The following is a 25,010-nucleotide window of genomic DNA, read 5'->3' as shown; positions in this document are numbered from 1 at the left end:
TTGGCGATGCAATACAATCTCACCAGGATCGACCCGGATGCTCCTAACGATCAGTACCCTATCGGCGAACGGGAAACCGTCTCCGATCCGTTAGAAGATCAAGTCCACAAAAACATCTACATGGGCAAGCTGGAAGACGTGCTGAGTGGCGCGGTCAACTGGGGGCGTAAAAACTCCCTGTGGCCGTACAACTTCGGCCTTTCGTGCTGCTACGTGGAAATGACCACCGCCTTCACGGCGCCCCACGACATCGCACGCTTCGGCGCCGAAGTCATCCGGGCATCACCGCGCCAGGCGGATTTCATGGTTATCGCCGGCACCTGCTTCATCAAGATGGCGCCGATCATCCAGCGTCTCTACGAGCAAATGCTCGAACCGAAGTGGGTTATCTCCATGGGTTCGTGCGCCAACTCCGGTGGCATGTACGACATCTACTCCGTTGTCCAGGGGGTGGACAAGTTCCTGCCCGTGGACGTCTACGTGCCTGGCTGCCCGCCCCGCCCTGAAGCGTTCCTGCAAGGCTTGATGCTGCTGCAGGAATCGATCGGCAAGGAGCGTCGCCCACTGTCCTGGGTCGTCGGCGATCAAGGCGTTTACCGCGCCGAGATGCCTTCGCAAAAGGAACAGCGCCGCGAACAGCGAATCGCAGTGACCAACCTGCGCAGCCCCGACGAAGTCTGATCCAGCCCGCTTCTTTTATAGAACGAAAACCTGGCTTCATTCTTTACGTTGACCGAAAGCGATAAAAAAACCATGACTACAGGCAGCGCTCTGTACATCCCGCCTTATAAGGCAGACGACCAGGATGTGGTCGTCGAACTCAATAACCGTTTTGGCCCTGACGCCTTCACCGCCCAGGCCACGCGCACCGGCATGCCGGTGCTGTGGGTGGCGCGCGCCAAGCTCGTCGAAGTCCTGACCTTCCTGCGTAACCTGCCCAAGCCGTACGTCATGCTCTATGACCTGCATGGCGTGGACGAGCGTCTGCGCACCAAGCGTCAAGGGCTGCCGAGCGGCGCCGACTTCACCGTGTTCTACCACCTGATGTCGATCGAACGTAACAGCGACGTGATGATTAAGGTCGCGTTGTCCGAAGGCGACCTGAGCGTCCCGACCGTGACCGGTATCTGGCCGAACGCCAGCTGGTACGAGCGTGAAGTCTGGGACATGTTCGGTATCGACTTCCCGGGCCACCCGCACCTGACGCGCATCATGATGCCGCCAACGTGGGAAGGTCACCCGCTGCGCAAGGACTTCCCGGCCCGCGCCACCGAATTCGACCCGTTCAGCCTCAACCTCGCCAAGCAGCAGCTTGAAGAAGAGGCCGCGCGCTTCCGCCCGGAAGACTGGGGCATGAAACGTTCCGGCACCAACGAGGACTACATGTTCCTCAACCTGGGCCCGAACCACCCTTCGGCCCACGGTGCCTTCCGTATCATCCTGCAACTGGACGGCGAAGAAATCGTCGACTGCGTACCCGACATCGGCTACCACCACCGTGGTGCCGAGAAAATGGCCGAGCGCCAGTCGTGGCACAGCTTCATCCCGTACACCGACCGTATCGACTACCTCGGCGGCGTGATGAACAACCTGCCGTACGTGCTCTCGGTCGAGAAGCTGGCCGGCATCAAGGTGCCGGACCGCGTCGACACCATCCGCATCATGATGGCCGAGTTCTTCCGGATCACCAGCCACCTGCTGTTCTTGGGTACCTATATCCAGGACGTCGGCGCCATGACCCCGGTGTTCTTCACCTTCACCGACCGTCAACGCGCCTACAAGGTCATCGAAGCCATCACCGGTTTCCGCCTGCACCCGGCCTGGTACCGCATCGGCGGCGTGGCCCACGACCTGCCGAATGGCTGGGAGCGCCTGGTCAAGGAATTCATCGACTGGATGCCCAAGCGTCTGGACGAATACCAAAAGGCCGCGCTGGACAACAGCATCCTCAAGGGTCGGACCATCGGCGTCGCTGCCTACAACACCAAAGAGGCCCTGGAATGGGGCGTCACCGGTGCCGGCCTGCGTTCCACCGGTTGCGATTTCGACCTGCGCAAGGCGCGCCCGTACTCCGGCTACGAGAACTTCGAGTTCGAAGTACCGCTGGCGGCCAATGGCGATGCCTACGACCGTTGCATCGTGCGCGTCGAAGAAATGCGCCAGAGCCTGAAGATCATCGAGCAGTGCATGCGCAACATGCCGGCCGGCCCGTACAAGGCGGATCACCCGCTGACCACGCCGCCGCCGAAAGAGCGCACGCTGCAGCACATCGAAACCCTGATTACGCACTTCCTGCAGGTTTCGTGGGGCCCGGTCATGCCGGCCAACGAATCCTTCCAGATGATTGAAGCGACCAAGGGTATCAACAGTTATTACCTGACGAGCGATGGCGGCACCATGAGCTACCGCACCCGGATTCGTACCCCAAGCTTCCCGCACTTGCAGCAGATCCCTTCGGTGATCAAAGGCGAGATGGTCGCGGACTTGATTGCGTACCTGGGTAGTATCGATTTCGTTATGGCCGACGTGGACCGCTAAGCATGAACAGCACGCTTATCCAGACAGACCGTTTCACCCTCAGTGAAACCGAGCGCTCGGCCATCGAGCACGAGCTGCATCACTACGAAGACCCGCGCGCGGCGTCGATCGAAGCCTTGAAGATCGTCCAGAAGGAACGTGGCTGGGTGCCGGACGGCGCCCTCTACGCCATCGGCGAGATCCTCGGCATCCCGGCCAGCGACGTTGAAGGCGTGGCCACGTTCTACAGCCAGATCTTCCGCCAGCCAGTAGGCCGCCACATCATTCGCGTGTGCGACAGCATGGTCTGCTACATCGGCGGCCACGAGAAAGTGGTCGACGCGATCCAGACCAAACTGGGCATCGGCCTCGGCCAGACTACTGCAGACGGGCGTTTCACCCTGCTGCCGGTGTGCTGCCTGGGCAACTGCGACAAGGCGCCGGCGTTGATGATCGACGACGACACATTCGGTGACGTGCAGGCAGCTGGCGTGACCCAATTGCTCGAGGGCTACCCATGACCCTTACATCTTTCGGCCCGGCCAACCTGATTAAGCGTTCGCCTGAAACCCACCCGCTGACCTGGCGCCTGCGTGACGATGCCGAGCCGGTATGGCTCGACGAGTACCAGGCCAAGAACGGTTACGCGGCGGCACGCAAAGCCTTCGCCGACATGGCCCAGGACGATATCGTCCAGACCGTGAAAGACGCCGGCCTCAAAGGTCGCGGCGGTGCAGGCTTCCCCACGGGTGTTAAGTGGGGCCTGATGCCAAAAGACGAATCCATCAACATCCGCTACCTGCTGTGCAACGCGGATGAAATGGAGCCGAACACCTGGAAAGACCGCATGCTGATGGAGCAACTGCCCCATCTGCTGATCGAAGGCATGCTCATCAGCGCCCGCGCGCTGAAAACCTACCGTGGCTATATCTTCCTGCGTGGCGAGTACACCACCGCCGCCAAGCACCTCAACCGTGCGGTGCAAGAAGCCAAGGCAGCAGGCCTGCTGGGCAAGAACATCCTGGGTTCCGGTTTCGACTTCGAACTGTTCGTGCACACCGGCGCCGGGCGTTACATCTGCGGTGAAGAAACCGCACTGATTAACTCCCTCGAAGGCCGCCGCGCCAACCCGCGCTCCAAGCCGCCCTTCCCTGCCGCCGTGGGCGTGTGGGGCAAGCCGACGTGCGTGAACAACGTCGAGACCCTGTGCAACGTGCCGGCGATCATCGCCGACGGCGTGGACTGGTACAAATCGTTGGCCCGCGAAGGCAGCGAAGACATGGGCACCAAGCTCATGGGCTTCTCCGGCAAGGTCAAGAACCCTGGCCTGTGGGAACTGCCGTTCGGCGTGACCGCACGCGAGCTGTTCGAGGACTACGCCGGCGGCATGCGCGACGGCTATACCTTGAAAGCCTGGCAGCCAGGCGGCGCCGGCACCGGTTTCCTGTTGCCCGAGCACCTCGACGCACAGATGTATGCCGGCGGCATCGGCAAGGTCGGCACCCGGATGGGTACTGGCCTGGCGATGGCGGTGGACAACACCGTGAACATGGTCTCGCTGCTGCGCAACATGGAACAGTTCTTTGCCCGTGAATCCTGCGGCTTCTGCACCCCATGCCGCGACGGTTTGCCGTGGAGCGTGAAGCTGCTGATGGCCCTGGAAAACGGCGAAGGCCGCGAGGGTGACATCGAGACCCTGCTGGGTCTGGTCGGTTTCCTCGGCCCAGGCAAGACGTTCTGTGCTCACGCACCGGGCGCCGTGGAGCCATTGGGCAGCGCCATCAAATACTTCCGCTCGGAGTTCGAAGCCGGCATCGCGCCTACCAGCGCCGCCGTCCCGCCTCTGGCGAGGCCGATCGTAGTCGGCGCGTAACGCTTTAAAAGGCGAAGGGTCCGTGCCCTTCGCTTTCTCATGTGCCGGCGCCTTAACGGCTGTGTAGATGCACATGAATAACAAGATTCCATTAGCCACGCCCGCTGACAACGGGCCAACGAAGAACTTTGAACCATGGCCACTATCCACGTAGACGGCAAAGCGCTCGAAGTCGATGGGGCGGACAACCTGTTACAGGCGTGTCTGTCACTCGGCCTCGACATCCCGTATTTCTGCTGGCACCCCGCACTTGGTAGCGTCGGTGCCTGTCGCCAGTGTGCGGTCAAGCAATACACCGACGAGAACGACACCCGTGGTCGTATCGTCATGTCGTGCATGACTCCAGCCACCGACAACACCTGGATCTCCATCGAAGATGAAGAATCCAAGGCGTTCCGCGCCAGTGTCGTCGAATGGCTGATGACCAACCACCCCCACGACTGCCCGGTCTGTGAGGAAGGCGGTCACTGCCACCTGCAAGACATGACGGTGATGACCGGCCACAACGAGCGCCGTTATCGCTTCACCAAGCGCACCCACCAGAACCAGCAACTGGGCCCGTTCATTTCCCACGAGATGAACCGCTGCATCGCTTGCTACCGCTGCGTGCGCTTCTATAAAGACTACGCCGGCGGCACCGACCTCGGTGTGTTCGGCGCCCACGACAACGTGTACTTCGGCCGCGTTGAAGACGGCGTACTGGAAAGCGAGTTCTCCGGCAACCTCACCGAGGTCTGCCCGACCGGTGTGTTCACCGACAAGACCCACTCCGAGCGCTACAACCGTAAGTGGGACATGCAATTCGCCCCGAGCATCTGCCATGGCTGCTCCAGCGGTTGCAACATTTCCCCGGGCGAGCGCTACGGCGAACTGCGTCGTATCGAAAACCGCTTCAACGGTTCGGTCAACCAGTACTTCCTGTGCGACCGTGGCCGTTTCGGCTATGGCTACGTCAACCGCGCAGACCGCCCGCGCCAGCCATTGCTGGCCGGTGGCGCCAAGCTGAGCCTGGACGACGCGCTGGATAAAGCCGCCGACCTGCTGCGCGGCCGCAACATCGTCGGTATCGGTTCGCCGCGCGCCAGCCTCGAAAGCAACTTCGCCTTGCGCGAACTGGTCGGCGCCGAGCACTTCTACAGCGGTATCGAAGCCGCTGAGCTGGAGCGCATCCGCCTGGTCCTGCAAGTGCTGAACGACAGCCCGCTGCCCGTGCCGAACATGCGCGACATCGAAGACCACGACGCAATCTTCGTCCTCGGTGAAGACCTGACCCAGACCGCTGCCCGCGTCGCCCTGTCGCTGCGCCAGTCGGTCAAAGGCAAGGCCGAAGACATGGCCGACGCCATGCGCGTACAGCCGTGGCTCGACGCCGCCGTGAAAAACATCGGCCAGCACGCGCTGAACCCGCTGTTCATCGCCAGCCTGGCTGAGACCAAGCTCGACGACATCGCCGAAGAATGCGTACACGCCGCGCCGGACGACCTGGCCCGCATCGGTTTCGCCGTGGCCCACGCCCTCGACGCCAGCGCTCCGGCCGTCGAAGGCCTGGACAGCGAAGCCGTGGCCCTGGCCCAACGCATCGCCGACGCCCTGCTGGCCGCCAAGCGCCCATTGATCATTGCCGGCACCTCGTTGGGTTCCAAGGCGCTGATCGAAGCCGCTGCCAACATCGCCAAAGCCTTGAAGCTGCGCGACAAGAACGGCTCCATCAGCCTGGTGGTCCCGGAAGCCAACAGCCTTGGCCTGGCCATGCTCGGTGGCGAGTCCCTGGACGCTGGCCTGCAAGCAGTGATCGACGGCAAGGCCGACGCCATTGTGGTGCTGGAAAACGACCTGTACACCCGCACCGATGCCGCCAAGGTTGACGCTGCACTGGACGCTGCCAAGGTCCTGATCGTCGCCGACCACCAGAAGACCGCTACCAGCGACCGTGCCGACCTGGTGCTGCCAGCCGCCACCTTCGCCGAAGGCGACGGCACCCTGGTCAGCCAGGAAGGCCGCGCCCAGCGTTTCTTCCAGGTGTTCGATCCGAAGTACATGGACGCCAGCATCCTGGTTCACGAAGGCTGGCGCTGGCTGCATGCCCTGCGCGCCACCCTGCTGAACCAGCCGATCGACTGGACCCAGCTCGACCACGTGACCGCCGCCACCGCTGCGAGCGCGCCGCAACTGGCCCGCATCATCGATGCTGCGCCATCCGCCGCGTTCCGCATCAAGGGCATGAAACTGGCCCGCGAACCGCTGCGTTACTCCGGTCGCACGGCCATGCGCGCCAATATCAGCGTGCACGAACCACGTACGCCGCAAGACCCGGACACCGCGTTCGCCTTCTCCATGGAAGGTTACTCGGGTTCGGCCGAACCCCGTCAGCAGGTGCCGTTCGCCTGGTCGCCGGGTTGGAACTCGCCGCAAGCCTGGAACAAGTTCCAGGACGAAGTCGGTGGTCATATCCGCGCTGGCGACCCGGGCACCCGCCTGATCGAAAGCACCGGTGACTCACTGAACTGGTTCGCTGCCGTACCGCGTCCGTTCAACCCGGCCCAGGGCACCTGGCAGGTTGTGCCGTTCTTCCACCTGTTCGGCAGCGAAGAGAACTCTTCCAAGGCCGCACCGGTGCAAGAGCGCATCCCCGCCGCCTACGTGTCCGTGGCCAAGTCCGAAGCCGACCGCCTCGGCGTCAACGACGGTGCCCTGCTCAGCTTGAACGTTGCCGGCCAGACCCTGCGCCTGCCGCTGCGTATCAACGACGAGTTGGGCGCCGGCCTGGTTGCACTGCCTAAAGGCATCGCCGGTATTCCAGCGGCGATCTTTGGCAAAACCGTTGACGGTCTGCAGGAGGCAGCGCAATGACTTGGTTCACGCCGGAAGTAATTGACGTGATCATCTCGGTGGTCAAGGCCATCGTGATCCTGTTGGCCGTGGTCGTCGCGGGCGCCCTGCTCAGCTTCGTCGAACGTCGCCTGCTGGGCTGGTGGCAGGACCGTTACGGTCCGAACCGCGTTGGCCCATTCGGCATGTTCCAGATCGCGGCCGACATGCTGAAAATGTTCTTCAAGGAAGACTGGACCCCGCCGTTTGCCGACAAGGTGATCTTCACCCTGGCACCGGTCGTGGCCATGAGCGCCTTGCTGATCGCCTTCGCGATCATCCCGATCACCCCGACCTGGGGCGTGGCGGACCTGAACATCGGCTTGCTGTTCTTCTTCGCCATGGCCGGCCTGTCGGTCTACGCGGTGCTGTTCGCCGGTTGGTCGAGCAACAACAAGTTCGCCCTGCTGGGCAGCTTGCGGGCTTCGGCCCAGACCGTGTCCTACGAAGTGTTCATGGGCCTCGCGCTGATGGGCATCGTGGTGCAGGTTGGCTCGTTCAACATGCGCGACATCGTCGAGTACCAGGCGCAGAACCTGTGGTTCATCATTCCGCAGTTCTTTGGCTTCTGTACCTTCTTCATCGCTGGCGTCGCCGTGACTCACCGTCACCCGTTCGACCAACCGGAAGCGGAACAGGAACTGGCCGACGGTTACCACATTGAATATGCCGGCATGAAATGGGGCATGTTCTTCGTCGGTGAGTACATCGGCATCATCTTGATCTCGGCCCTGCTGGTCACGCTGTTCTTCGGCGGCTGGCACGGTCCGTTCGGCATCCTGCCGCAGTTGGCGTTCTTCTGGTTCTTCCTCAAGACCGCGTTCTTCATCATGTTGTTCATCCTGCTGCGCGCTTCCATTCCGCGTCCACGATACGACCAGGTGATGGATTTCAGCTGGCGCTTCTGCCTGCCGCTGACCCTGATCAATTTGCTGGTGACGGCTGCCGTTGTGTTGTTGAACACGCCCGCCGGCGCGGTTCAGTGAGGATTTGACCCATGTTCAAATATATTGGCGACATCGTTAAGGGTACTGGTACCCAGTTGCGAAGCCTGGTGATGGTGTTCGGTCACGGCTTCCGCAAACGCGACACCCTGCAATACCCGGAAGAAGCGGTGTACCTGCCGCCGCGTTATCGCGGCCGTATCGTGCTGACCCGCGACCCCGATGGCGAAGAGCGTTGCGTAGCCTGCAACCTGTGCGCCGTGGCGTGCCCGGTGGGTTGCATCTCCCTGCAGAAAGCTGAAACCGAAGACGGTCGCTGGTACCCGGACTTCTTCCGCATCAACTTCTCGCGCTGCATTTTCTGCGGCCTCTGCGAGGAAGCTTGCCCGACCACCGCGATCCAGCTCACCCCGGATTTCGAGATGGCCGAGTTCAAACGTCAGGACCTGGTGTACGAGAAAGAAGATCTGCTGATCTCTGGTCCCGGTAAAAACCCTGATTACAACTTCTATCGTGTTGCAGGTATGGCCGTTGCCGGTAAGCCGAAAGGCGCCGCACAAAACGAAGCCGAGCCGATCAACGTGAAGAGCTTGCTGCCTTAAGGAAGAAAGATGGAATTCGCTTTCTATTTCGCGTCCGGTATTGCAGTGGTGTCCACGCTTCGCGTGATCACCAACACCAATCCTGTGCACGCCCTGCTCTACCTGATTATTTCGTTGATCGCCGTGGCCATGACCTTTTTCAGCCTCGGCGCACCGTTCGCCGGTGTCCTGGAAGTGATCGCCTACGCGGGCGCCATCATGGTGCTGTTCGTGTTTGTGGTCATGATGCTCAACCTGGGGCCGGCTTCGGTCGCCCAGGAGCGCGTCTGGCTCAAGCCCGGCATCTGGCTCGGCCCGGTGATCCTGGCAGCGCTGCTGCTGGGTGAACTGCTGTATGTGCTGTTCGCTCACCAGAGCGGCCAGGCCATCGGCCACACCACCGTAGACGCCAAGGCCGTGGGCATCAGCCTGTTCGGCCCGTACCTGCTGGTGGTCGAACTGGCTTCGATGCTGCTGCTCGCCGCAGCCATCACCGCCTTCCACTTGGGCCGCAACGAAGCCAAGGAGCAATGACGATGCCTGCTATTCCTTTGGAGCATGGTCTGGCGGTCGCCGGCATCCTGTTCTGCCTTGGCCTGGTCGGCCTGATGGTTCGCCGTAACATTCTGTTCGTGTTGATGAGCCTGGAAATCATGATGAACGCCGCCGCATTGGCGTTCATCGTTGCCGGTGCACGTTGGGGCCAGCCGGATGGACAAGTCATGTTCATCCTGGTGATCAGCCTGGCAGCCGCCGAGGCCAGTATTGGCCTGGCGATCCTGCTGCAACTGTATCGTCGCTTCCACACGCTTGATATCGACGCTGCCAGTGAGATGCGCGGATGAACATGATCTTTCTGACTTTCGTATTCCCCCTGATCGGTTTCCTGCTGCTGTCGTTCTCTCGCGGGCGCTGGTCGGAAAACCTGTCTGCCCTGGTGGGCGTGGGTTCCATTGGCCTGTCGGCCATCGTGACTGCCTACGTCATCTGGCAATTCAACGTGGCACCGCCGGAAGGCGGCCACTACACCCTGGTGCTGTGGCAGTGGATGTCGGTGGAGGGCTTCAAGCCCAACTTCGCCCTCTACGTCGACGGCCTGTCGATCACCATGCTTGGCGTGGTCGTCGGCGTGGGCTTCCTGATCCACCTGTTCGCGTCCTGGTACATGCGCGGTGAAGCCGGCTACTCGCGCTTCTTCTCGTACACCAACCTGTTTATCGCCAGCATGCTGTTCCTGGTGCTGGGCGATAACCTGTTGTTCCTGTACTTCGGCTGGGAAGGCGTGGGCCTGTGCTCGTACCTGTTGATCGGTTTCTACTACAGCAACCGCAACAACGGTAACGCGGCACTCAAGGCCTTTATCGTCACCCGTATCGGCGACGTGTTCATGGCCATCGGCCTGTTCATCCTGTTCCAACAGGTGGGCACGCTGAACATCCAGGAACTGCTGGTGCTGGCACCGCAGAAATTCCAGGTCGGCGACTTCTGGATCACCCTGGCGACCCTGATGCTGCTGGGCGGCGCCGTGGGTAAATCGGCACAACTGCCGCTGCAAACCTGGCTGGCGGATGCGATGGCCGGTCCTACCCCTGTCTCCGCACTGATTCACGCGGCGACGATGGTCACTGCCGGTGTCTACCTGATCGCCCGTACCCACGGCCTGTTCACCCTGGCGCCGGACATCCTGCACCTGGTGGGCATCGTCGGTGGCGTGACCTTGGTCCTGGCCGGCTTTGCTGCCCTGGTGCAAACCGACATCAAGCGTATCCTCGCCTACTCGACCATGAGCCAGATCGGCTACATGTTCCTGGCCCTGGGCGTTGGCGCCTGGGACGCGGCGATCTTCCACCTGATGACCCACGCCTTCTTCAAGGCCCTGCTGTTCCTTGCGTCCGGTGCGGTGATCGTTGCCTGCCACCACGAGCAGAACATCTTCAAGATGGGCGGCCTGTGGAAGAAACTGCCACTGGCCTACGCCAGCTTCATCGTCGGTGGTGCCGCCCTGGCCGCCCTGCCGTTGGTGACCGCCGGTTTCTACTCCAAGGACGAAATCCTCTGGGAAGCGTTCGCCAGCGGTAACCAGAACCTGCTGTATGCAGGCCTGGTGGGTGCGTTCATGACCTCGCTGTACACCTTCCGCCTGATCTTCATCACCTTCCACGGTGAAGCCAAGACCGAAGCCCATGCAGGCCATGGCATTTCCCACTGGTTGCCCTTGTCGGTGCTGATCGTGCTGTCGACCTTCGTCGGCGCCCTTATCACCCCACCGCTGGCCGGTGTGCTGCCGGAAAGCGCCGGCCACGCCGGTGGCGCTGCCAAGCACAGCCTGGAAATCGCCTCGGGCGCCATCGCCATCGCCGGTATCCTGCTGGCCGCCCTGCTGTTCCTCGGCAAGCGTCGCTTCGTGACCGCCGTGGCCAACAGTGGCATTGGCCGCTTCCTGTCGGCCTGGTGGTTCGCTGCCTGGGGCTTCGACTGGATCTACGACAAACTGTTCGTCAAGCCATACCTGGCCATCAGCCATGTACTGCGCAAAGACCCGCTCGACCAGACCATCGGTTTGATCCCGCGCGCCGCCAAGGCCGGTCATACCGCCTTGAGCCGCAGCGAGACCGGTCAACTGCGTTGGTATGCAGCGTCCATGGCTGCCGGTGCGGTACTGGTGATCGGCGCCATCGTCGTGGTAGCGGTGTGACTATGAACTTTGCCAACTTTGCGAACTTGCGAAAGGAAACGAGCCTGTCATGATTCTGCCCTGGCTAATCCTGATCCCCTTTATCGGCGGCCTGCTCTGCTGGATGGGTGAACGCTTCGGCGCCACCCTCCCCCGCTGGATTGCGTTGCTGACCATGTCCCTGGAACTCGCGCTCGGCCTCTGGCTGTGGGCCCATGGCGACTATTCATTTGCTCCGGCACCGGGTGTCGATCCAACGTTCGCGCTTGAATTCAAGCACGTGTGGATCCAGCGCTTCGGCATCAACGTGCACCTGGCCCTCGACGGCCTGTCGCTGTTGATGATCCTGCTGACCGGCCTGCTGGGTATCCTCTCGGTACTCTGCTCGTGGAAAGAGATCCAGCGTCACGTGGGCTTCTTCCACCTGAACCTGATGTGGATCCTGGGCGGTGTGGTGGGCGTGTTCCTCGCCCTCGACCTGTTCATGTTCTTCTTCTTCTGGGAAATGATGCTGGTGCCGATGTACTTCCTCATCGCGCTCTGGGGTCACAGTTCTTCGGACGGCAAGAAAACCCGGATCTACGCGGCGACCAAGTTCTTCATCTTCACCCAGGCTTCCGGCCTGATTATGTTGGTGGCGATCCTGGGTCTGGTACTGGTCAACTTCAACACCACCGGCGTGATTACGTTCAACTACGCCGACCTGTTGAAAACCAAGATGTCCCTGACCACCGAGTACATCCTGATGCTGGGCTTCTTCATCGCGTTCGCGGTGAAGCTGCCGGTGGTACCGTTCCACTCCTGGTTGCCTGACGCTCACGCCCAGGCGCCGACCGCGGGTTCCGTGGACCTCGCCGGTATCTTGCTGAAGACTGCGGCCTACGGCCTGCTGCGTTTCGCCCTGCCGCTGTTCCCGAATGCCTCGGCCGAGTTCGCGCCGATCGCCATGACCCTGGGTCTGATCGGGATCTTCTACGGCGCGTTCCTGGCCTTCGCCCAAACCGACATCAAGCGTCTGATTGCCTTCTCGTCCGTTTCCCACATGGGTTTCGTACTGATCGGCATCTACTCCGGCAGCCAGCTGGCGCTGCAGGGCGCAGTGATCCAGATGTTGGCCCACGGTGTTTCCGCCGCTGCGCTGTTTATCCTGAGTGGCCAGTTGTACGAGCGCCTGCACACCCGTGACATGCGTGAAATGGGTGGCGTGTGGTCGCGCATCGCGTACCTGCCGGCCATCAGCCTGTTCTTCGCTGCGGCCTCCCTGGGCTTGCCGGGTACCGGCAACTTCATCGGCGAGTTCCTGATCCTGATGGGGGCCTTCGTGCAGACACCGTGGATCAGTGCCATTGCGACGTCCGGCCTGGTGTTCGGTTCGGTCTACTCGTTAATCATGATCCACCGCGCCTACTTCGGCCCGGCCAAGTCCGACACCGTCCTGCAAGGGATGGATGCTCGCGAACTGATCATGGTGCTCGGCCTTGCGGTATTGCTGATCTACATCGGCGTGTACCCGCAACCGTTCCTGGACACTTCTGCCGCGACGATGCATGGCGTGCAGCAGTGGTTCGGCACCGCCTTCTCTCAACTCGCTTCGGCCCGGTAAGAGCGCTATGGAATTCACGATCCAACACTTTATCGCGCTTGCGCCGCTGCTGATTACCAGCCTCACCGTTGTTGCGGTGATGCTGGCCATCGCCTGGCGCCGCAATCACTCGCAAACGTTCCTGCTGTCCTGCGCCGGGTTGAACCTGGCCCTGCTGTCGATCATCCCGGCCCTCAAGGTCGCGCCACTGGCGGTCACGCCATTGATGATGGTCGATGACTTCGCCCTGCTGTACATCGCGCTGATCCTGGTGGCCACACTGGCCTGCGTCACCCTCGCCCACGCCTACCTCGGCGAAGGCGGCACCGGCTACCCAGGCAACCGTGAAGAGCTGTACCTGCTGATCCTGCTGGCTGCGGCCGGTGGCATCGTGCTGGTCAGCGCACAGCACCTGGCGGGCCTGTTCATCGGCCTGGAACTGCTGTCGATCCCGACCTACGGCCTGGTGGCCTACGCCTTCTTCAACAAGCGCTCCCTGGAAGCCGGCATCAAGTACATGGTGCTGTCGGCTGCTGGTTCTGCGTTCCTGTTGTTCGGTATGGCCCTGCTCTACGCCGAAGCCGGCAGCCTGAGCTTCACCGGTATCGGCCACGCCCTGGCTACCACCAGCATGCCTGCACCGATTGCCCAACTGGGCCTGGCGATGATGCTGATCGGCCTGGCGTTCAAGCTCTCCTTGGTGCCGTTCCACCTGTGGACCCCAGACGTGTACGAAGGCGCCCCGGCGCCGGTAGCCGCGTTCCTGGCAACCGCGTCGAAAGTGGCTGTGTTTGCGGTGATGGTGCGTCTGTTCCAGATCTCCCCTGCCGCCAACACCGGCGTGCTCAGCGACGTACTGACCGTGATCGCCATTGCGTCGATCCTGTTCGGCAACCTGCTGGCCCTGACCCAGAACAACCTCAAGCGTCTGCTGGGTTACTCCTCCATCGCCCACTTCGGCTACCTGCTGATCGCCCTGGTGGCGAGCAAAGGCCTGGCCGTGGAAGCCATGGGCGTGTATCTGGTCACCTACGTGATCACCAGCCTCGGTGCATTCGGCGTGATCACGCTGATGTCCTCGCCGTTCAAAGGCCGTGACGCCGACGCCCTGTACGAATACCGCGGCCTGTTCTGGCGCCGTCCGTACCTGACCGCCGTACTCACCGTGATGATGCTGTCCCTGGCCGGCATTCCGCTGACGGCGGGCTTTATCGGCAAGTTCTACATCGTGGCTACCGGTGTTGAAGCCCACGAATGGTGGCTGGTTGCTTCCCTCGTACTGGGCAGCGCCATCGGCGTGTTCTACTACCTGCGCGTGATGGTCACCCTGTACCTGATCGAGCCAAACCTGCGCCGTGTGGATGCCGAGCTGCATTGGGAACAGAAGGCAGGCGGCGTGATGCTGCTGGCCATCGCCCTGCTCGCGTTCTTCCTGGGCGTGTACCCACAGCCGTTGCTCACTTTGGTGCAGCATGCGGTGTTGGGCGTTTGATCGCTTAAGTCGATGTGGTAAACAAAACGGCGCCTTCGGGCGCCGTTTTGCGTTTCATGTGCAAGTGCTTTTTGCCCTCCTCCACTTGTTGAAAATTCCTCTTCTCCCTGCATGCTTCGTCCGGCATCAAGCCGCCGAAGGCCGCCGTATGGTGTCTGCGTTTTAGGAAAGTTCCCACAGCAGGGTCACTTGACCCACAGCGAGTGGGCCAGCAAACTCTACGCAGGCTACGTACAGAACATGGATGCTCTATTTATCGAACTGCCGGCCTTCGAGCGACATCGCAAGGACTATCTGAGTGACGAGCTTTACCAGGGGTTTCAACAGGAGTTGATGAGGCACCCACAAGCAGGAGACGTGATCGAGGGAACGGGAGGCTTACGCAAAGTCCGCTTCATCGACGAGCGACGAAACAAGGGCAAGCGCGGTGGACTGCGCGTCATTTACTACTGGTGGTCGGGTGGCACGCAATTCTGGCTGTTTACCCTGTACGGCAAACACGAACAGGACGACCTGGCGCCGCAACACAAGAAGGCCCTAAAACACATGCTGGACAGGGAAATCAAAGCGAGAACACATCATGAAACGTGACATTTTTTCCGAACTGATCGAAGGCTTCGACGCACTGGCAAACGCACGCCAAGGCAAAGTCACCCTGCGGACCCACAAGGTCCATCTCAACAAATTGGCACCGCTGAGCGCAGAGGAAGTGGTCGCGGTACGCCAACAGCTCAACCTCTCCCGCTCGGTATTTGCCATGTATCTGCGCACCAATACCCGCACGCTGGAGAACTGGGAGCAAGGCCGGGCCAAACCCAATGCCCAGGCAGTGACCTTGATCCGGCTGGTGGAGCGTTTTCCGGAAACCGTGGCGCAACTTGCTGCATTGAGTTAACACCCCATACCCGTGTGTGGGGGCTTGTGTGGGAGCGGGCTTGCTCGCGAATGCACAGTATCAGTCACAGAAACTTCGACTGACCCACCGCTTTCGCGAGCAAGCCCGCTCCCACATGTGTTACTCGGTGCTGGCGTTAGAACGCGATACCGACCTTCACCCCATACTCATCCCGCTTGAGCCTGGTGTTATCCGCCACCTCCGAGTCTTCATCCAGCTTGTACTCGGTGCGGGTGTAGTACAGGCCCGCGACCACCGGCAAGTCGCCCTTCTGGTTCATCAGCAGGCTGACTTCGGCGTACGGGTTGGTGCGGTCCTTGAGGTCCACGGTGTCGCTGCCCAGGCCGTCCACCTTGATCTTGGCGCGGCCGTCGAGGGTGCGACGGGCACCGGCTTCGACACGCAGGGTCATGTCATCGAACTGGTGGTTGTAGCCCAGCGCCGCCTTGGCAAATGGCGATTTGCTGGTGAGCTCCAGGTCTTCGTTGTTGGAGTCCAGCTCGTAGCGGGTCCAGCTGTAGCCGCCGCCGGCAATCACATCGACCGAGTTGCGCGCATCCAGCGCGGCACGCCAGCCGAGGTCCAGGTCGGCCTGGCCGTCCTTGAGCTTGTTGTCGCTCTTTTTGCCGTACTTGGCGGTAACGCCCGCCTGGTAGATGAAGCCGGACTCAGCGGTGAGCTTGTTGCCGAAGTTATAGAACAAGCCCGCTTCGGGCATGTTGTCCTTGTCACTCTGGCTGCCGCCTTCGAGCTTGAAGTCGTTGTAGGCGCCCAGGATACCGAAGGTGGAAATCGGCCCCGTAGGCGGTGCGGCGAACACCATGGCAGGCGCTGCGACTAGCGCAAATACCGAGGTGTGCTTGAGGAATTTTCCGAATAGCTTGGACATCGTTTTACAGCTCCTTGTCTGGTGAGCAAATTACTCCGGAACCGCTTCGAGCCTAAATGTAGGAAAAAGGTTCGCATTCATTTGCGCAGACAGGGAGATAAAACGGTTCAGCGATGGCTCTATCTCAATATTTCTAGCTAGTTGCCATTATTAGGCCATTGATTTCTTCAACAAGATGGCTATCTGCCGGTAAGCGAATCCCAAAGGTTTCCCTGAGCAGCACCAAGAGTTCATCGGCCTGTTTAATCGTGCGTTTCTTACTGGGCCGATCCAGGTAGTGGACCGCATAGTGGGCGTTGTTCAACGTGTGGCGCTTGCCCGGTGCCAACAGGGCCACTTTCAACTGGCCCAGAAACGGCGAACCCGGATGCGTAGACACGTACCAGTTGCCAATCTCATAGTCGATATCCGCCTGCTCTTGCAGGTCGAACACATACAACCCACGCCACTCCCCGCCGACTTCCGCCCATAACGTGTAGCTGTCGTCCGCATTGTGCGTCAGGCGATAGAATTCGTGAGCCGTGGCTTGCTCCGCCTCGCTGTCCAACCGCAACGGGCCGCTGGGCACCATGCCGCCAAAGCCGACGTCGGTGATGTAGCGCACGCCGTCCAGGGTCACCAGGCTCAAGCGATGGGTGCGTGCCGTGCGTGCATCCGGCGGCCCGCCCATGACCACGCGGCCGGTGATGCCGCGCGCGTCAAAACCGAGTTCCTGCAACAGGGCCAGAAACATCTGGTTCAACTCATAGCAATACCCCCCTCGCCCATCGAGCAGCACTTTGCGCTCGACACTGGCCAGGTCGATGGGCACCGGCTGGCGCAGCAAGGTGGACAGGCTTTCAAAGGCAAAGGTGCACACATGGCGCAGTTGCAGGTCGCGCAGGGTTTGCAGGGTGGGCGCTGGCAGCGTGTCGTAGCCCAGGCGTTGCAGGTAAAGCTGGCGATGAGTCAGGTCGGGCATGGCGCAGTCCTTGGGCACAGTGCAGAGGCGACACTATGCCGCGCCGACGTGCAAATTGTCATTTTGAATGAACCTTTTTGAACGCCGCCCTATCCATTTATAACAAGACAGGGAGGCACCATGAGTACCGCAAAAATTTACACGATCAACTACCAACTGCACGGTCAACAAAAGTCCTTTGTCGTACGCGCCGAAGTGATGAACAACGCCGAGGCCTGGCACTGGGCAGCGGTGGATGCCGATATCGCCCATGTGAGCCGCATAGGGCGCGTGGGCCATGAACAGGTGAAGAAGACGACGCGACCTTGGGCGGAGAAATTTGGGATTACTGAGGTGACGTGGATAGCGCCTAAATAAGCCGAAGCCCCGCAATGGCGGGGCTCAGGTTATGGCTTCAAGTCGCCCAATGGATCATAGGGCGGCTTTTTTTCGGCCTGCTCTTTCTCTTTATCCAACGGCGCGATGGCGGGGCCAACCGGATCAACCTGCGGATCGCTCACATCCGGCGAGTCCGGATCAAACCCCAGCTCATCCTTACCACTGCCATGCTCAACCGAGCTTGGGCCTTTTGGGGGATTACTCACAGTGTTCTCCTTGCTCAGAGTGGACGGGCTTTGTCGTGAAGGTTTTCCAGGTTCTCTTCGACCTGCTCCACGTCATTGTCCTGACGCTCCGCAGGGTCGTTGGGGCGTAACGCATCGTTGTCACGCTCCTCCTCGCCGGGTGTGCGGTCAGGGTTCGGAGTGCCGGGGGGAGGCTGTTTGTATTCGGCCATGATGGTTCACCTCAGTGGGTCTACAAGGTTTAGAGAAACCGTTGCAAAGCATCGTTCAACTTGTTTTGCCACCCACGCCGTGCAGGACATGTCTGTGCCTTTCCTGTCACTGATTAGCGGGCATACTGCGATGTAGGTGTCGGTCGCAGACCTGAACGGGCAAATCGTCGATGGGCGCCGGGACGCTGGAAAATCAATCCCTTCCCCTGCTGCCATGCGAAGATGCCAGCCCGCCCCTCTTGGAGAGAAGAACCGGATGTTCGAACTCAAACCCTGCGACCCAGCCACCTTTCGCCAGCAAACCCGCCGCAGCACGTTGATTGTGGCCTTGCTGTTCCTCTTGCTGGCCATGGGGTTATCGACCCTGGCCGTGACGATCTTCGGCGAGCCAGGCGGTGACAACTTTCGCTTCAACGTCGGCGGCGTATTTGCTGGCGTGCTGATTACCCTGGCCCTGGTGCGCGGCCCGTTCTGGACCCAGGCGTGGCTGGCGCCCGCGGTGTATGGCTGGCAGCTCAAGCGCAGCCTGATGAGCATAACCAATGTGATGCACAAGGTTACCGAACGTGTGCAGGCCAATGACCCAACGGCAATCAAGCTGCTGCGCTTCTACCACCTGGGGCTGACGCAGATGCATGCCCTCGACGCCAACTCCAGCGCCCAGGCGCAACTGCTCAGCGAAGTCGAAGAGCACAAGGCGAAAATGCAGGCGCTGGGCATCGAGACCGAACAAACACGCCTTGATCCGGCGTGGCTGGAGCAACTGCGCGGTTAGGCGACCCGACCGGCGCGCCAGCAGAACAGCGCACTCACGGCAATCGCGGCGCCGGCCAGGCCAAACACCAGCGGCGCCGATGCCACCGGCAGCAACAACCCCGCCAACAACGGCCCAAGGCCCGCGCCGATATCACGCCAGACCGCATTCGAGGCCAGCGCCGACACCCGCCTCGCACCGGGGTTGCGCTCGGCCACCAAGGTCGTCACCAGCGGCAGTTGCAGCGCGCGCAACACCAGCACCGCGGCCGCGCCGACGATCACCCAGTAGCTGGCAAACGCGGTCAGGGCCAGCGCACTCATAAACGAGAACAGCAGCAACATCGAGGTCGCGCCGAAGCGCTGGGCCGCGCGCCCACCCAGGGGGCTCAGGAGCATTTCCGAGACATAGCGCAGCGCCATCAACCCGCCAGCGATCAATACTGCATTGCCGCCAAGGATCTTCTGCGCCTGGATCGACAGGCCAAAGATAAACAGCCCATCCAACGCCACGCCTTCGATAAACGACCACAGCGCCACGCTGTCCGGCCACTTGAAACGGCGCCCGCTGCTGTGCAGATCATGGCCGGCGACGGGCAAGCCGCGCGCCACCCACAAGCCCGCCAGGCAGCAACCGGCGAGGATCAGAAAGATCGGGCGCGGCCCGGCCCATAACGTCAGCCAACCGCCCAGCGGCAGCGCGAGCATCGGCCCGAGGGCGATCACTGCCCGTGAGCGTCCGGCCCGGCGTGCGGCGCCCGCAGGTTCCGACGTCGCCAACACTTGGGTCGAGAGGTTCAACGCGGCAAAACACAGGCCCCAGACCAACCGCAACCCCAGCAATGCGGCAAAGCCCGACAACACCGAGTTGCCCAAGGCGCACAGCGTCGCGGCGCCGGCGGCGATCATGCAGGTCAGGCGGTCGCCGTTGCGTGCGTAGAAGTTCAGCACATGCCGGTAGCCGAAAATCCGCACCAGGCGGTTGGCCGCCAGCAATACCCCGGCCTGGGCCAGCGTGATGCCGAAGGCCTGGGATTCCATCGGCAGCAGCAGGTACAGCAGCACATCGCTGGGCAGGCACAAAGCCAGGGTCAGCGCGGCGCGGCGGGATTGGCTGTCAGCAGTGCGTTGGGCGACGGCGGTCATAAATCTGAAACATCCCGAAATATTCAGGTCGCCACGGTAGCCCTCCCCCCGCGTGTTTTACAACGGCCTGGCGGGCTTTTTTCCATAGGGCAGCAAACGCAACACGCTGGCCACGGCGCCCACCAGCGCAAACACGCAGCCCAGCCACAACGCAAATTGCGGGCCGCTGTCGACGAAGAGGTGGAAACACAGGGCCACCAGCGACGCCCCCAGCGTCTGCCCCAGCAACCGCGAAATCGCCACGATGCCACTGGCCCCACCGCTGCGGGCGAGCGGCGCGCTGGTCATGATGGCCTTGAGGTTGGGCGACTGGAAGAAGCCAAAACCGGCGCCACACAAGGCCATGCGCCAGCCAATGTCCCAGGCCGACGCCTCATTGCCCAGGCTGGCCAACGCCGCCATACCCAGGCTGAGCATTAACAGGCCGATGCCGCACAACGCGCCCAGCGACACGCGGTCCGCCAGGCGCCCGGCCACCAACGCCATCACCGCCACGACAGCCGGCCACGGCGTCATCAGAAAACCGGTTTCCACCTGGCTATGGCCCAGCACCGCCTGCAACAGGAACGGCAACGACACAAACGCCAGGCCCTGGGCACTGAACGCGCAAATCGCGGTGAGGGACGACAAGGCAAACACCGGCCGCTTGAACAGGTCCACCGCCAGCATCGGCGCCGGGTGCCCGGCCTGGCGGCGCAGCAGCAAGGCGCCGCACAGCAACGCCACGGCGATCAAGCCCAGGGTCAGTGCGCCCTGGGCGCCATGCACCGCCGTACCCAGCCCCAACACCAGCAAGGCGAACAACCCGGCACACAGCACGGCCGCCAGCCGGTCAAACGCGTGCCCTGTCATCGGCAGGGTCGGCAACGAGCGCAGGCCCAACGCCAGGGCCAACAGCCCCAGCGGCACATTAATGAGGTACAGCCAGTGCCAGGTGGTCACCGCCAGGATCGCCGACGCCGCCGTCGGCCCAAGGGTAAACGCCAACCCCACCACCAGCGAGTTATAGCCCAGGCCACGCCCGAGCATGCGCGACGGATAGATATGCCGCAGCAACGCGGTGTTCACGCTCATGATCGCCGCCGCCCCGAGCCCCTGCACCACCCGCGCGGCGGTGAGGGTTTCCAGCGAGCCGGCAAGCCCGCAAAACAGCGACGAGACGATAAACAGCAACAAGCCGCCGAGGTATACGCGGCGATGCCCCAACACCTCGCTCAGCGACGCAAAGGGCAGCACCGTGGCGATGATCGCCAGTTGATAGGCGTTGACCACCCAGATCACCGAGGCCGAGTCGGTGCCAATGCCTTCGGCCAAGGTCGGCAACGCCGTGTTGACGATGGCCGTGTCCAGGGTCGCCATGCCGATCCCCAGGGAGATCGCGATCACGGCCGGCAGGCGTTTATTGAGGGGCAGCCCATCGGCAACTGAAGACATGAACAATCCGTACGGGTGGCAAAAGTGTCTAGAGTACGGGCAGCGGCAATTTTTTTCAGCGGCCGATTGGCCAGCTGTCAACATCTTCATGTCCAATGCCAATGTTTACGCCTCAATCGGAGGCCTCCTACAGCCTTGCGCAGCGTTGTTTGCAACCTTGGTACTTCTCTGTTTCAACCACTGCGAGAAGCCCATCGATGGACAACGCCCACCACCCCGCTCCCCCCACCTTGATGAATGACCGCCGCAACTTTCTACGACTGGCCACCGCCGGCGCCGGAGCACTGCTATTGGCAGGTGCATTGCCGCCTGCGCTGGCACATGACGTGGCTGCTCCACCCGCTGTGACAAACCCACAACAAGCCCTGGCGCGGCTGCAGGAAGGCAACCGTCGATACGCCGCAGATGTCACAAAGCGCCGTGGCCTGATGGATGAACGCGCGGCTCTGGTCAACGGCCAGCATCCGTTCGCAGCGGTACTGGCCTGCGCCGATTCAAGGATTGCTCCTGAGTACATGTTTGACACCGGCCTGGGCGAACTTTTTTCAGTCCGCGTCGCGGGCAACTTCGTCACCAATGACGGGCTTGCCAGCCTCGAATACGCCGTCGCGGTGCTGAACACCCCACTGATCCTGGTGCTGGGGCATGACAGCTGTGGCGCCGTTGCGGCCGGCGTCAAGGCCGTCACCGACAACGCCACGTTCCCCGGCAAGATCCAGGGCCTGGCGAGTGCGTTCAAACCATCCGTGAACACGGTGTTGAAAGCACCCGGCAATCTCCTCGACAACGCTATTGCGCAAAATGTCCGGGATACTGTGGCGCGGCTCAAGCGCGAGTCCAGCCTGCTGACCGAGGCACTGGCCAACGGCCAATTGAACATCGTCGGCGGCATTTACCGCCTGCACAGTGGCGAGGTTGAATTACTCGCTTAGATCAGCGTACCAACACACTCAGCGCCAAGCGCCCGTCCTTGACCGGCGGGCACCAGTAGTAGCCCCCCGTCAACGGCGTACTGATGCGATACAACCCATCAACAATCCCATCCTCCAGCCCACTCATCCTGCGCAGTTGCGCTTCAAACGCGTCGAAGGAATGGCCAAACGCCAGGAACATCAACCCCGCCTGGCCGTTTTCGGCCCATGGCATGGAGCGGCGCACCACGAAGGCTTCCGGGGTGAAGCTTTCCTGAGCGGTGCGTTTGACGTGGGCGGATTCCGGGGCGTCGTCGAGTTCTTCGTTGTCGCCATGGCGACGGCCGATGATGTGGTCGCGCTCCTGCGCCGGCAACGCGGCGAAGCCGTCGAGGTCGTGCTGCCATTGCTGGATCGCGGCGAAGCTGGCGCCGCTGTCGGTCAGGGCGGCTTCGACGGCAGCGTCGTCGTGGGGGTTTTCGGTGCCGTCTTCGTAGTCGGTGAGGTCGAAGCCGGTCTTGTAGCGGAAGCCTTCGGTCATCTGCACCAGGCTGAACGCCGGGGCCAGGGCTTTTTCAAAGGCGCGGCTGCGCAACAGCAACTCACCGCGATCCACGCCGTGCAGCCACACCCACAACGCCTGCTGGGTGGACGGGTTGTGCGCACCCGGGCCGCTGACGGTGGGAAAACTGCGCAAGCCGTCAATCTGAGCGTCCAGTGCATTGACCAGCGGCTCACCAAAACCGACCACCACCTGCGCATCCGTCAACTGCACCAGCGCATCAAGCGCAGCGGGCACGGCGGCCAGTGAATCCACGGCAAAAAACAGATGGCGTGCCTGCAACGGCACCGGTGCGGCAAGAATGCCCGGCTGGTACTGACTCATGTGAACTCCTTCAAGAAAGCCACGCAGTTTACCCGCAGGCGTACAAGAAAGCGCGCAAGCCTTGCCATAGAGCCCTGTGTTGGGTGACTCTCTAGTCATGTTTTGCAACTATTCCAGGGGTAGCGACATGACCACCAGCAACCTGCTCGACAAGCTGTTTCCCGCCACCGCCAACGACATTCCCGAGCAATACCGCCTGGCGGCGCCCATTGAACAGCGTGATTACCTGGTCGATGGCCAGTTGCAGGTGTGGAACGGCCCATTGGCCCAAGTGCAAAGCCCGGTGCAGCTCGGTGACAAGCGCGTACACATCGGCAGCACGCCGCTGCTGGACGCCGACACCGCCCTCACCGCCCTCGATGCCGCCGTGCGTGCCTACAACCGTGGCCAAGGCGAGTGGCCGACGATGCGCGTGGTCGACCGCATCCGGCATGTCGAAGCTTTTTTAAGCCGCATGCGTGAACAGCGCGACGCCGTGGTCAAGCTGCTGATGTGGGAGATCGGCAAGAACCTCAAGGACTCACAGAAAGAATTCGACCGCACCTGCGACTACATCACCGACACCATCAACGCCCTCAAGGAACTCGACCGCCGCTCCAGCCGCTTCGAGCTGGAACAGGACACCCTCGGCCAGATCCGCCGCGTACCACTGGGCGTAGCGTTGTGCATGGGCCCCTACAACTACCCGCTCAACGAGACGTTCACCACGCTGATCCCGGCACTCATCATGGGCAACACCGTGGTGTTCAAGCCGGCCAAGCTCGGCGTACTGCTGATCCGCCCGTTGCTGGAAGCGTTCCGCGACAGCTTCCCGGCGGGTGTAATCAACGTGATCTACGGCAGCGGCCGCGAGACCGTCAGCGCGCTGATGGCCAGCGGCAAGATCGACATCTTTGCGTTTATCGGCACCAACAAGGCCGCCAGCGACCTGAAAAAGCTGCACCCAAAACCGCACCGTTTGCGCGCGGCCCTGGGCCTGGATGCGAAAAACCCGGGCATCGTGTTGCCCGAGGTGGACCTGGACAATGCCGTGAGCGAGGCTGTCACCGGCTCGTTGTCGTTCAACGGCCAGCGTTGCACCGCGTTGAAAATCCTCTTTGTGCATGAAGACGTGGTTGAACGCTTTATCGAGAAATTCAACCAGAAGCTGACCAGCCTCAAACCCGGCATGCCGTGGGAAGATGGCGTGTCGCTGACGCCACTGCCGGAGGCCGGCAAGGTCGACTACCTCAACGGCCTGGTGGCCGATGCCGCGCAACACGGCGCCCAGGTGGTGAACGCCCATGGCGGCGAAAGTCGCGGCTCGTTCTTCTACCCGGCGGTGCTGTACCCGGTGAACCCGCAGATGCGCGTGTACCACGAAGAACAGTTCGGCCCGGTGGTACCGATCGTGCCCTACCGCGACCTGGAGACCGTGATCGACTACGTGCTGGACTCGGATTTCGGCCAGCAACTGAGCATCTTCGGCACCAATCCCGAAGCCGTCGGCAAGCTGGTGGACACCTTCGCCAACCAGGTCGGCCGTATCAATATCAACGCGCAGTGCCAGCGCGGGCCGGACACGTTCCCGTTCAACGGGCGCAAGAACTCGGCCGAGGGCACGCTGTCGGTGCATGACGCGTTGCGCGTGTTCTCGATCCGTACGTTGGTGGCGACCAAGTTCCAGGAGAGCAACAAGGCGTTGGTCAGTGACATCCTGAAAAACCGTGACTCCAGCTTTTTAACCACCGACTATATTTTCTGACACCACACCGTACAAAAATGTGGGAGCGGGCTTGCTCGCGAATGCGGTGGATCAGCCAGTACATCTGTCACTGGTAGACCGCATT

General features: G+C 61.7%; 25 protein-coding genes. 18 read left to right on the top strand and 7 right to left on the bottom strand.

What is annotated here, in order from left to right; translation table 11 throughout:
• Positions 1-6: 6 nt before the first annotated feature.
• The 14 genes from NUV89_RS03810 to NUV89_RS03745 all read left to right on the top strand — a co-directional run bounded on the left by NUV89_RS03810 (position 7) and on the right by NUV89_RS03745 (position 15,426).
• Complete coding sequence (locus NUV89_RS03810) at positions 7-681, top strand: NADH-quinone oxidoreductase subunit B family protein (protein ID WP_012724951.1); 675 nt, start codon at positions 7-9, stop codon at positions 679-681.
• A 72-nt stretch (positions 682-753) separates the two neighbouring features.
• The gene (gene nuoC / locus NUV89_RS03805) at positions 754-2,538 is read left to right on the top strand and encodes an NADH-quinone oxidoreductase subunit C/D (protein WP_207043773.1); all 1,785 of its coding nucleotides are present in this window, start codon (positions 754-756) and stop codon (positions 2,536-2,538) included.
• A gap of 2 nt (positions 2,539-2,540) precedes the next feature.
• Complete coding sequence (gene nuoE / locus NUV89_RS03800) at positions 2,541-3,038, top strand: NADH-quinone oxidoreductase subunit NuoE (RefSeq protein ID WP_017737149.1); 498 nt, start codon at positions 2,541-2,543, stop codon at positions 3,036-3,038.
• Positions 3,035-4,390, top strand: a complete 1,356-nt coding sequence (gene nuoF / locus NUV89_RS03795; protein ID WP_257780350.1) for an NADH-quinone oxidoreductase subunit NuoF — start codon at positions 3,035-3,037, stop codon at positions 4,388-4,390. The genes nuoE and nuoF overlap by 4 nt, the downstream gene beginning before the upstream one ends.
• Positions 4,391-4,525: 135 nt before the next feature.
• Positions 4,526-7,240 (top strand): NADH-quinone oxidoreductase subunit NuoG, encoded by a 2,715-nt coding sequence (gene nuoG, locus NUV89_RS03790; protein ID WP_257780349.1) that lies wholly within the window; start codon positions 4,526-4,528, stop codon positions 7,238-7,240.
• Positions 7,237-8,244 (top strand): NADH-quinone oxidoreductase subunit NuoH, encoded by a 1,008-nt coding sequence (gene nuoH / locus NUV89_RS03785; RefSeq protein WP_017137518.1) that lies wholly within the window; start codon positions 7,237-7,239, stop codon positions 8,242-8,244. The genes nuoG and nuoH overlap by 4 nt, the downstream gene beginning before the upstream one ends.
• An 11-nt stretch (positions 8,245-8,255) precedes the next feature.
• On the top strand, positions 8,256-8,804 hold the full coding sequence (gene nuoI / locus NUV89_RS03780) for an NADH-quinone oxidoreductase subunit NuoI (protein WP_003174725.1): 549 nt from the start codon (positions 8,256-8,258) through the stop codon (positions 8,802-8,804).
• A 9-nt stretch (positions 8,805-8,813) separates the two neighbouring features.
• Positions 8,814-9,317 carry an NADH-quinone oxidoreductase subunit J gene (gene nuoJ / locus NUV89_RS03775; protein ID WP_003219561.1) on the top strand — a complete coding sequence of 168 codons (504 nt, stop codon included), beginning with the start codon at positions 8,814-8,816 and terminating at the stop codon, positions 9,315-9,317.
• A 2-nt stretch (positions 9,318-9,319) separates the two neighbouring features.
• Positions 9,320-9,628 carry an NADH-quinone oxidoreductase subunit NuoK gene (nuoK, locus tag NUV89_RS03770; protein WP_003174727.1) on the top strand — a complete coding sequence of 103 codons (309 nt, stop codon included), beginning with the start codon at positions 9,320-9,322 and terminating at the stop codon, positions 9,626-9,628.
• The gene (gene nuoL / locus NUV89_RS03765) at positions 9,625-11,478 is read left to right on the top strand and encodes an NADH-quinone oxidoreductase subunit L (protein ID WP_257780348.1); all 1,854 of its coding nucleotides are present in this window, start codon (positions 9,625-9,627) and stop codon (positions 11,476-11,478) included. The genes nuoK and nuoL overlap by 4 nt, the downstream gene beginning before the upstream one ends.
• A gap of 49 nt (positions 11,479-11,527) precedes the next feature.
• A complete protein-coding gene (gene nuoM, locus NUV89_RS03760; RefSeq protein WP_017737145.1) occupies positions 11,528-13,060 on the top strand; it encodes an NADH-quinone oxidoreductase subunit M in 1,533 nt (510 codons plus the stop codon).
• Positions 13,061-13,067: 7 nt separating this feature from the next.
• On the top strand, positions 13,068-14,531 hold the full coding sequence (gene nuoN, locus NUV89_RS03755) for an NADH-quinone oxidoreductase subunit NuoN (protein ID WP_257780347.1): 1,464 nt from the start codon (positions 13,068-13,070) through the stop codon (positions 14,529-14,531).
• A gap of 240 nt (positions 14,532-14,771) precedes the next feature.
• Positions 14,772-15,122, top strand: coding sequence for a type II toxin-antitoxin system RelE/ParE family toxin (locus tag NUV89_RS03750; protein WP_257780371.1), 351 nt, complete (start codon positions 14,772-14,774; stop codon positions 15,120-15,122).
• Entirely contained in the window at positions 15,112-15,426 is a 315-nt protein-coding gene (locus NUV89_RS03745; protein ID WP_257780346.1) for a DNA-binding transcriptional regulator, read from the top strand. Before NUV89_RS03750 ends, NUV89_RS03745 begins: the two co-directional genes overlap by 11 nt.
• Before the next feature lie 136 nt (positions 15,427-15,562).
• On the opposite strand, the gene NUV89_RS03740 is transcribed toward NUV89_RS03745, so the two are convergent.
• Complete coding sequence (locus tag NUV89_RS03740; protein ID WP_257780345.1) at positions 15,563-16,315, bottom strand: porin family protein; 753 nt, start codon at positions 16,313-16,315, stop codon at positions 15,563-15,565.
• Positions 16,316-16,448: 133 nt separating this feature from the next.
• A complete protein-coding gene (locus NUV89_RS03735) occupies positions 16,449-17,276 on the bottom strand; it encodes an arylamine N-acetyltransferase (protein WP_257780344.1) in 828 nt (275 codons plus the stop codon).
• Between the two features lie 120 nt (positions 17,277-17,396).
• On the opposite strand from NUV89_RS03735, the gene NUV89_RS03730 reads away from it, so the two are divergent.
• Complete coding sequence (locus NUV89_RS03730) at positions 17,397-17,633, top strand: DUF6555 family protein (RefSeq protein ID WP_257780343.1); 237 nt, start codon at positions 17,397-17,399, stop codon at positions 17,631-17,633.
• A 29-nt stretch (positions 17,634-17,662) separates the two neighbouring features.
• On the opposite strand, the gene NUV89_RS03725 is transcribed toward NUV89_RS03730, so the two are convergent.
• Both NUV89_RS03725 and NUV89_RS03720 read right to left on the bottom strand, forming a co-directional pair.
• Positions 17,663-17,860, bottom strand: coding sequence for a DUF6021 family protein (locus NUV89_RS03725; protein ID WP_257780342.1), 198 nt, complete (start codon positions 17,858-17,860; stop codon positions 17,663-17,665).
• A 14-nt stretch (positions 17,861-17,874) separates the two neighbouring features.
• Positions 17,875-18,051, bottom strand: a complete 177-nt coding sequence (locus NUV89_RS03720; protein WP_257780341.1) for a hypothetical protein — start codon at positions 18,049-18,051, stop codon at positions 17,875-17,877.
• Between the two features lie 256 nt (positions 18,052-18,307).
• Here NUV89_RS03720 and NUV89_RS03715 point away from each other — a divergent pair, with 256 nt between their 5' ends.
• On the top strand, positions 18,308-18,826 hold the full coding sequence (locus NUV89_RS03715; RefSeq protein WP_257780340.1) for a DUF3087 domain-containing protein: 519 nt from the start codon (positions 18,308-18,310) through the stop codon (positions 18,824-18,826).
• Here the strand turns inward: NUV89_RS03715 and NUV89_RS03710 are convergent.
• Positions 18,823-19,950: an MFS transporter gene (locus tag NUV89_RS03710; RefSeq protein ID WP_257780339.1), complete on the bottom strand. Its 1,128-nt coding sequence runs from the start codon at positions 19,948-19,950 to the stop codon at positions 18,823-18,825. The two genes, NUV89_RS03715 and NUV89_RS03710, sit on opposite strands and share 4 nt — an antisense overlap.
• Positions 19,951-20,007: 57 nt before the next feature.
• Positions 20,008-21,384, bottom strand: coding sequence for an MFS transporter (locus NUV89_RS03705; protein WP_257780338.1), 1,377 nt, complete (start codon positions 21,382-21,384; stop codon positions 20,008-20,010).
• A gap of 197 nt (positions 21,385-21,581) precedes the next feature.
• On the opposite strand from NUV89_RS03705, the gene NUV89_RS03700 reads away from it, so the two are divergent.
• Entirely contained in the window at positions 21,582-22,316 is a 735-nt protein-coding gene (locus tag NUV89_RS03700; protein ID WP_257780337.1) for a carbonic anhydrase, read from the top strand.
• Between the two features lies 1 nt (position 22,317).
• Here NUV89_RS03700 and NUV89_RS03695 read toward each other — a convergent pair whose 3' ends face one another.
• Positions 22,318-23,181, bottom strand: coding sequence for a Dyp-type peroxidase (locus NUV89_RS03695; protein WP_257780336.1), 864 nt, complete (start codon positions 23,179-23,181; stop codon positions 22,318-22,320).
• A 127-nt stretch (positions 23,182-23,308) separates the two neighbouring features.
• On the opposite strand from NUV89_RS03695, the gene NUV89_RS03690 reads away from it, so the two are divergent.
• The gene (locus NUV89_RS03690; protein WP_257780335.1) at positions 23,309-24,925 is read left to right on the top strand and encodes an NADP-dependent glyceraldehyde-3-phosphate dehydrogenase; all 1,617 of its coding nucleotides are present in this window, start codon (positions 23,309-23,311) and stop codon (positions 24,923-24,925) included.
• Positions 24,926-25,010: the final 85 nt, after the last annotated feature.

Origin of the sequence: Pseudomonas sp. 18.1.10 (assembly GCF_024655625.1) — a bacterium.
Classification (GTDB): domain Bacteria; phylum Pseudomonadota; class Gammaproteobacteria; order Pseudomonadales; family Pseudomonadaceae; genus Aquipseudomonas.
This window is presented reverse-complemented; position numbering and strand designations above follow the sequence as displayed.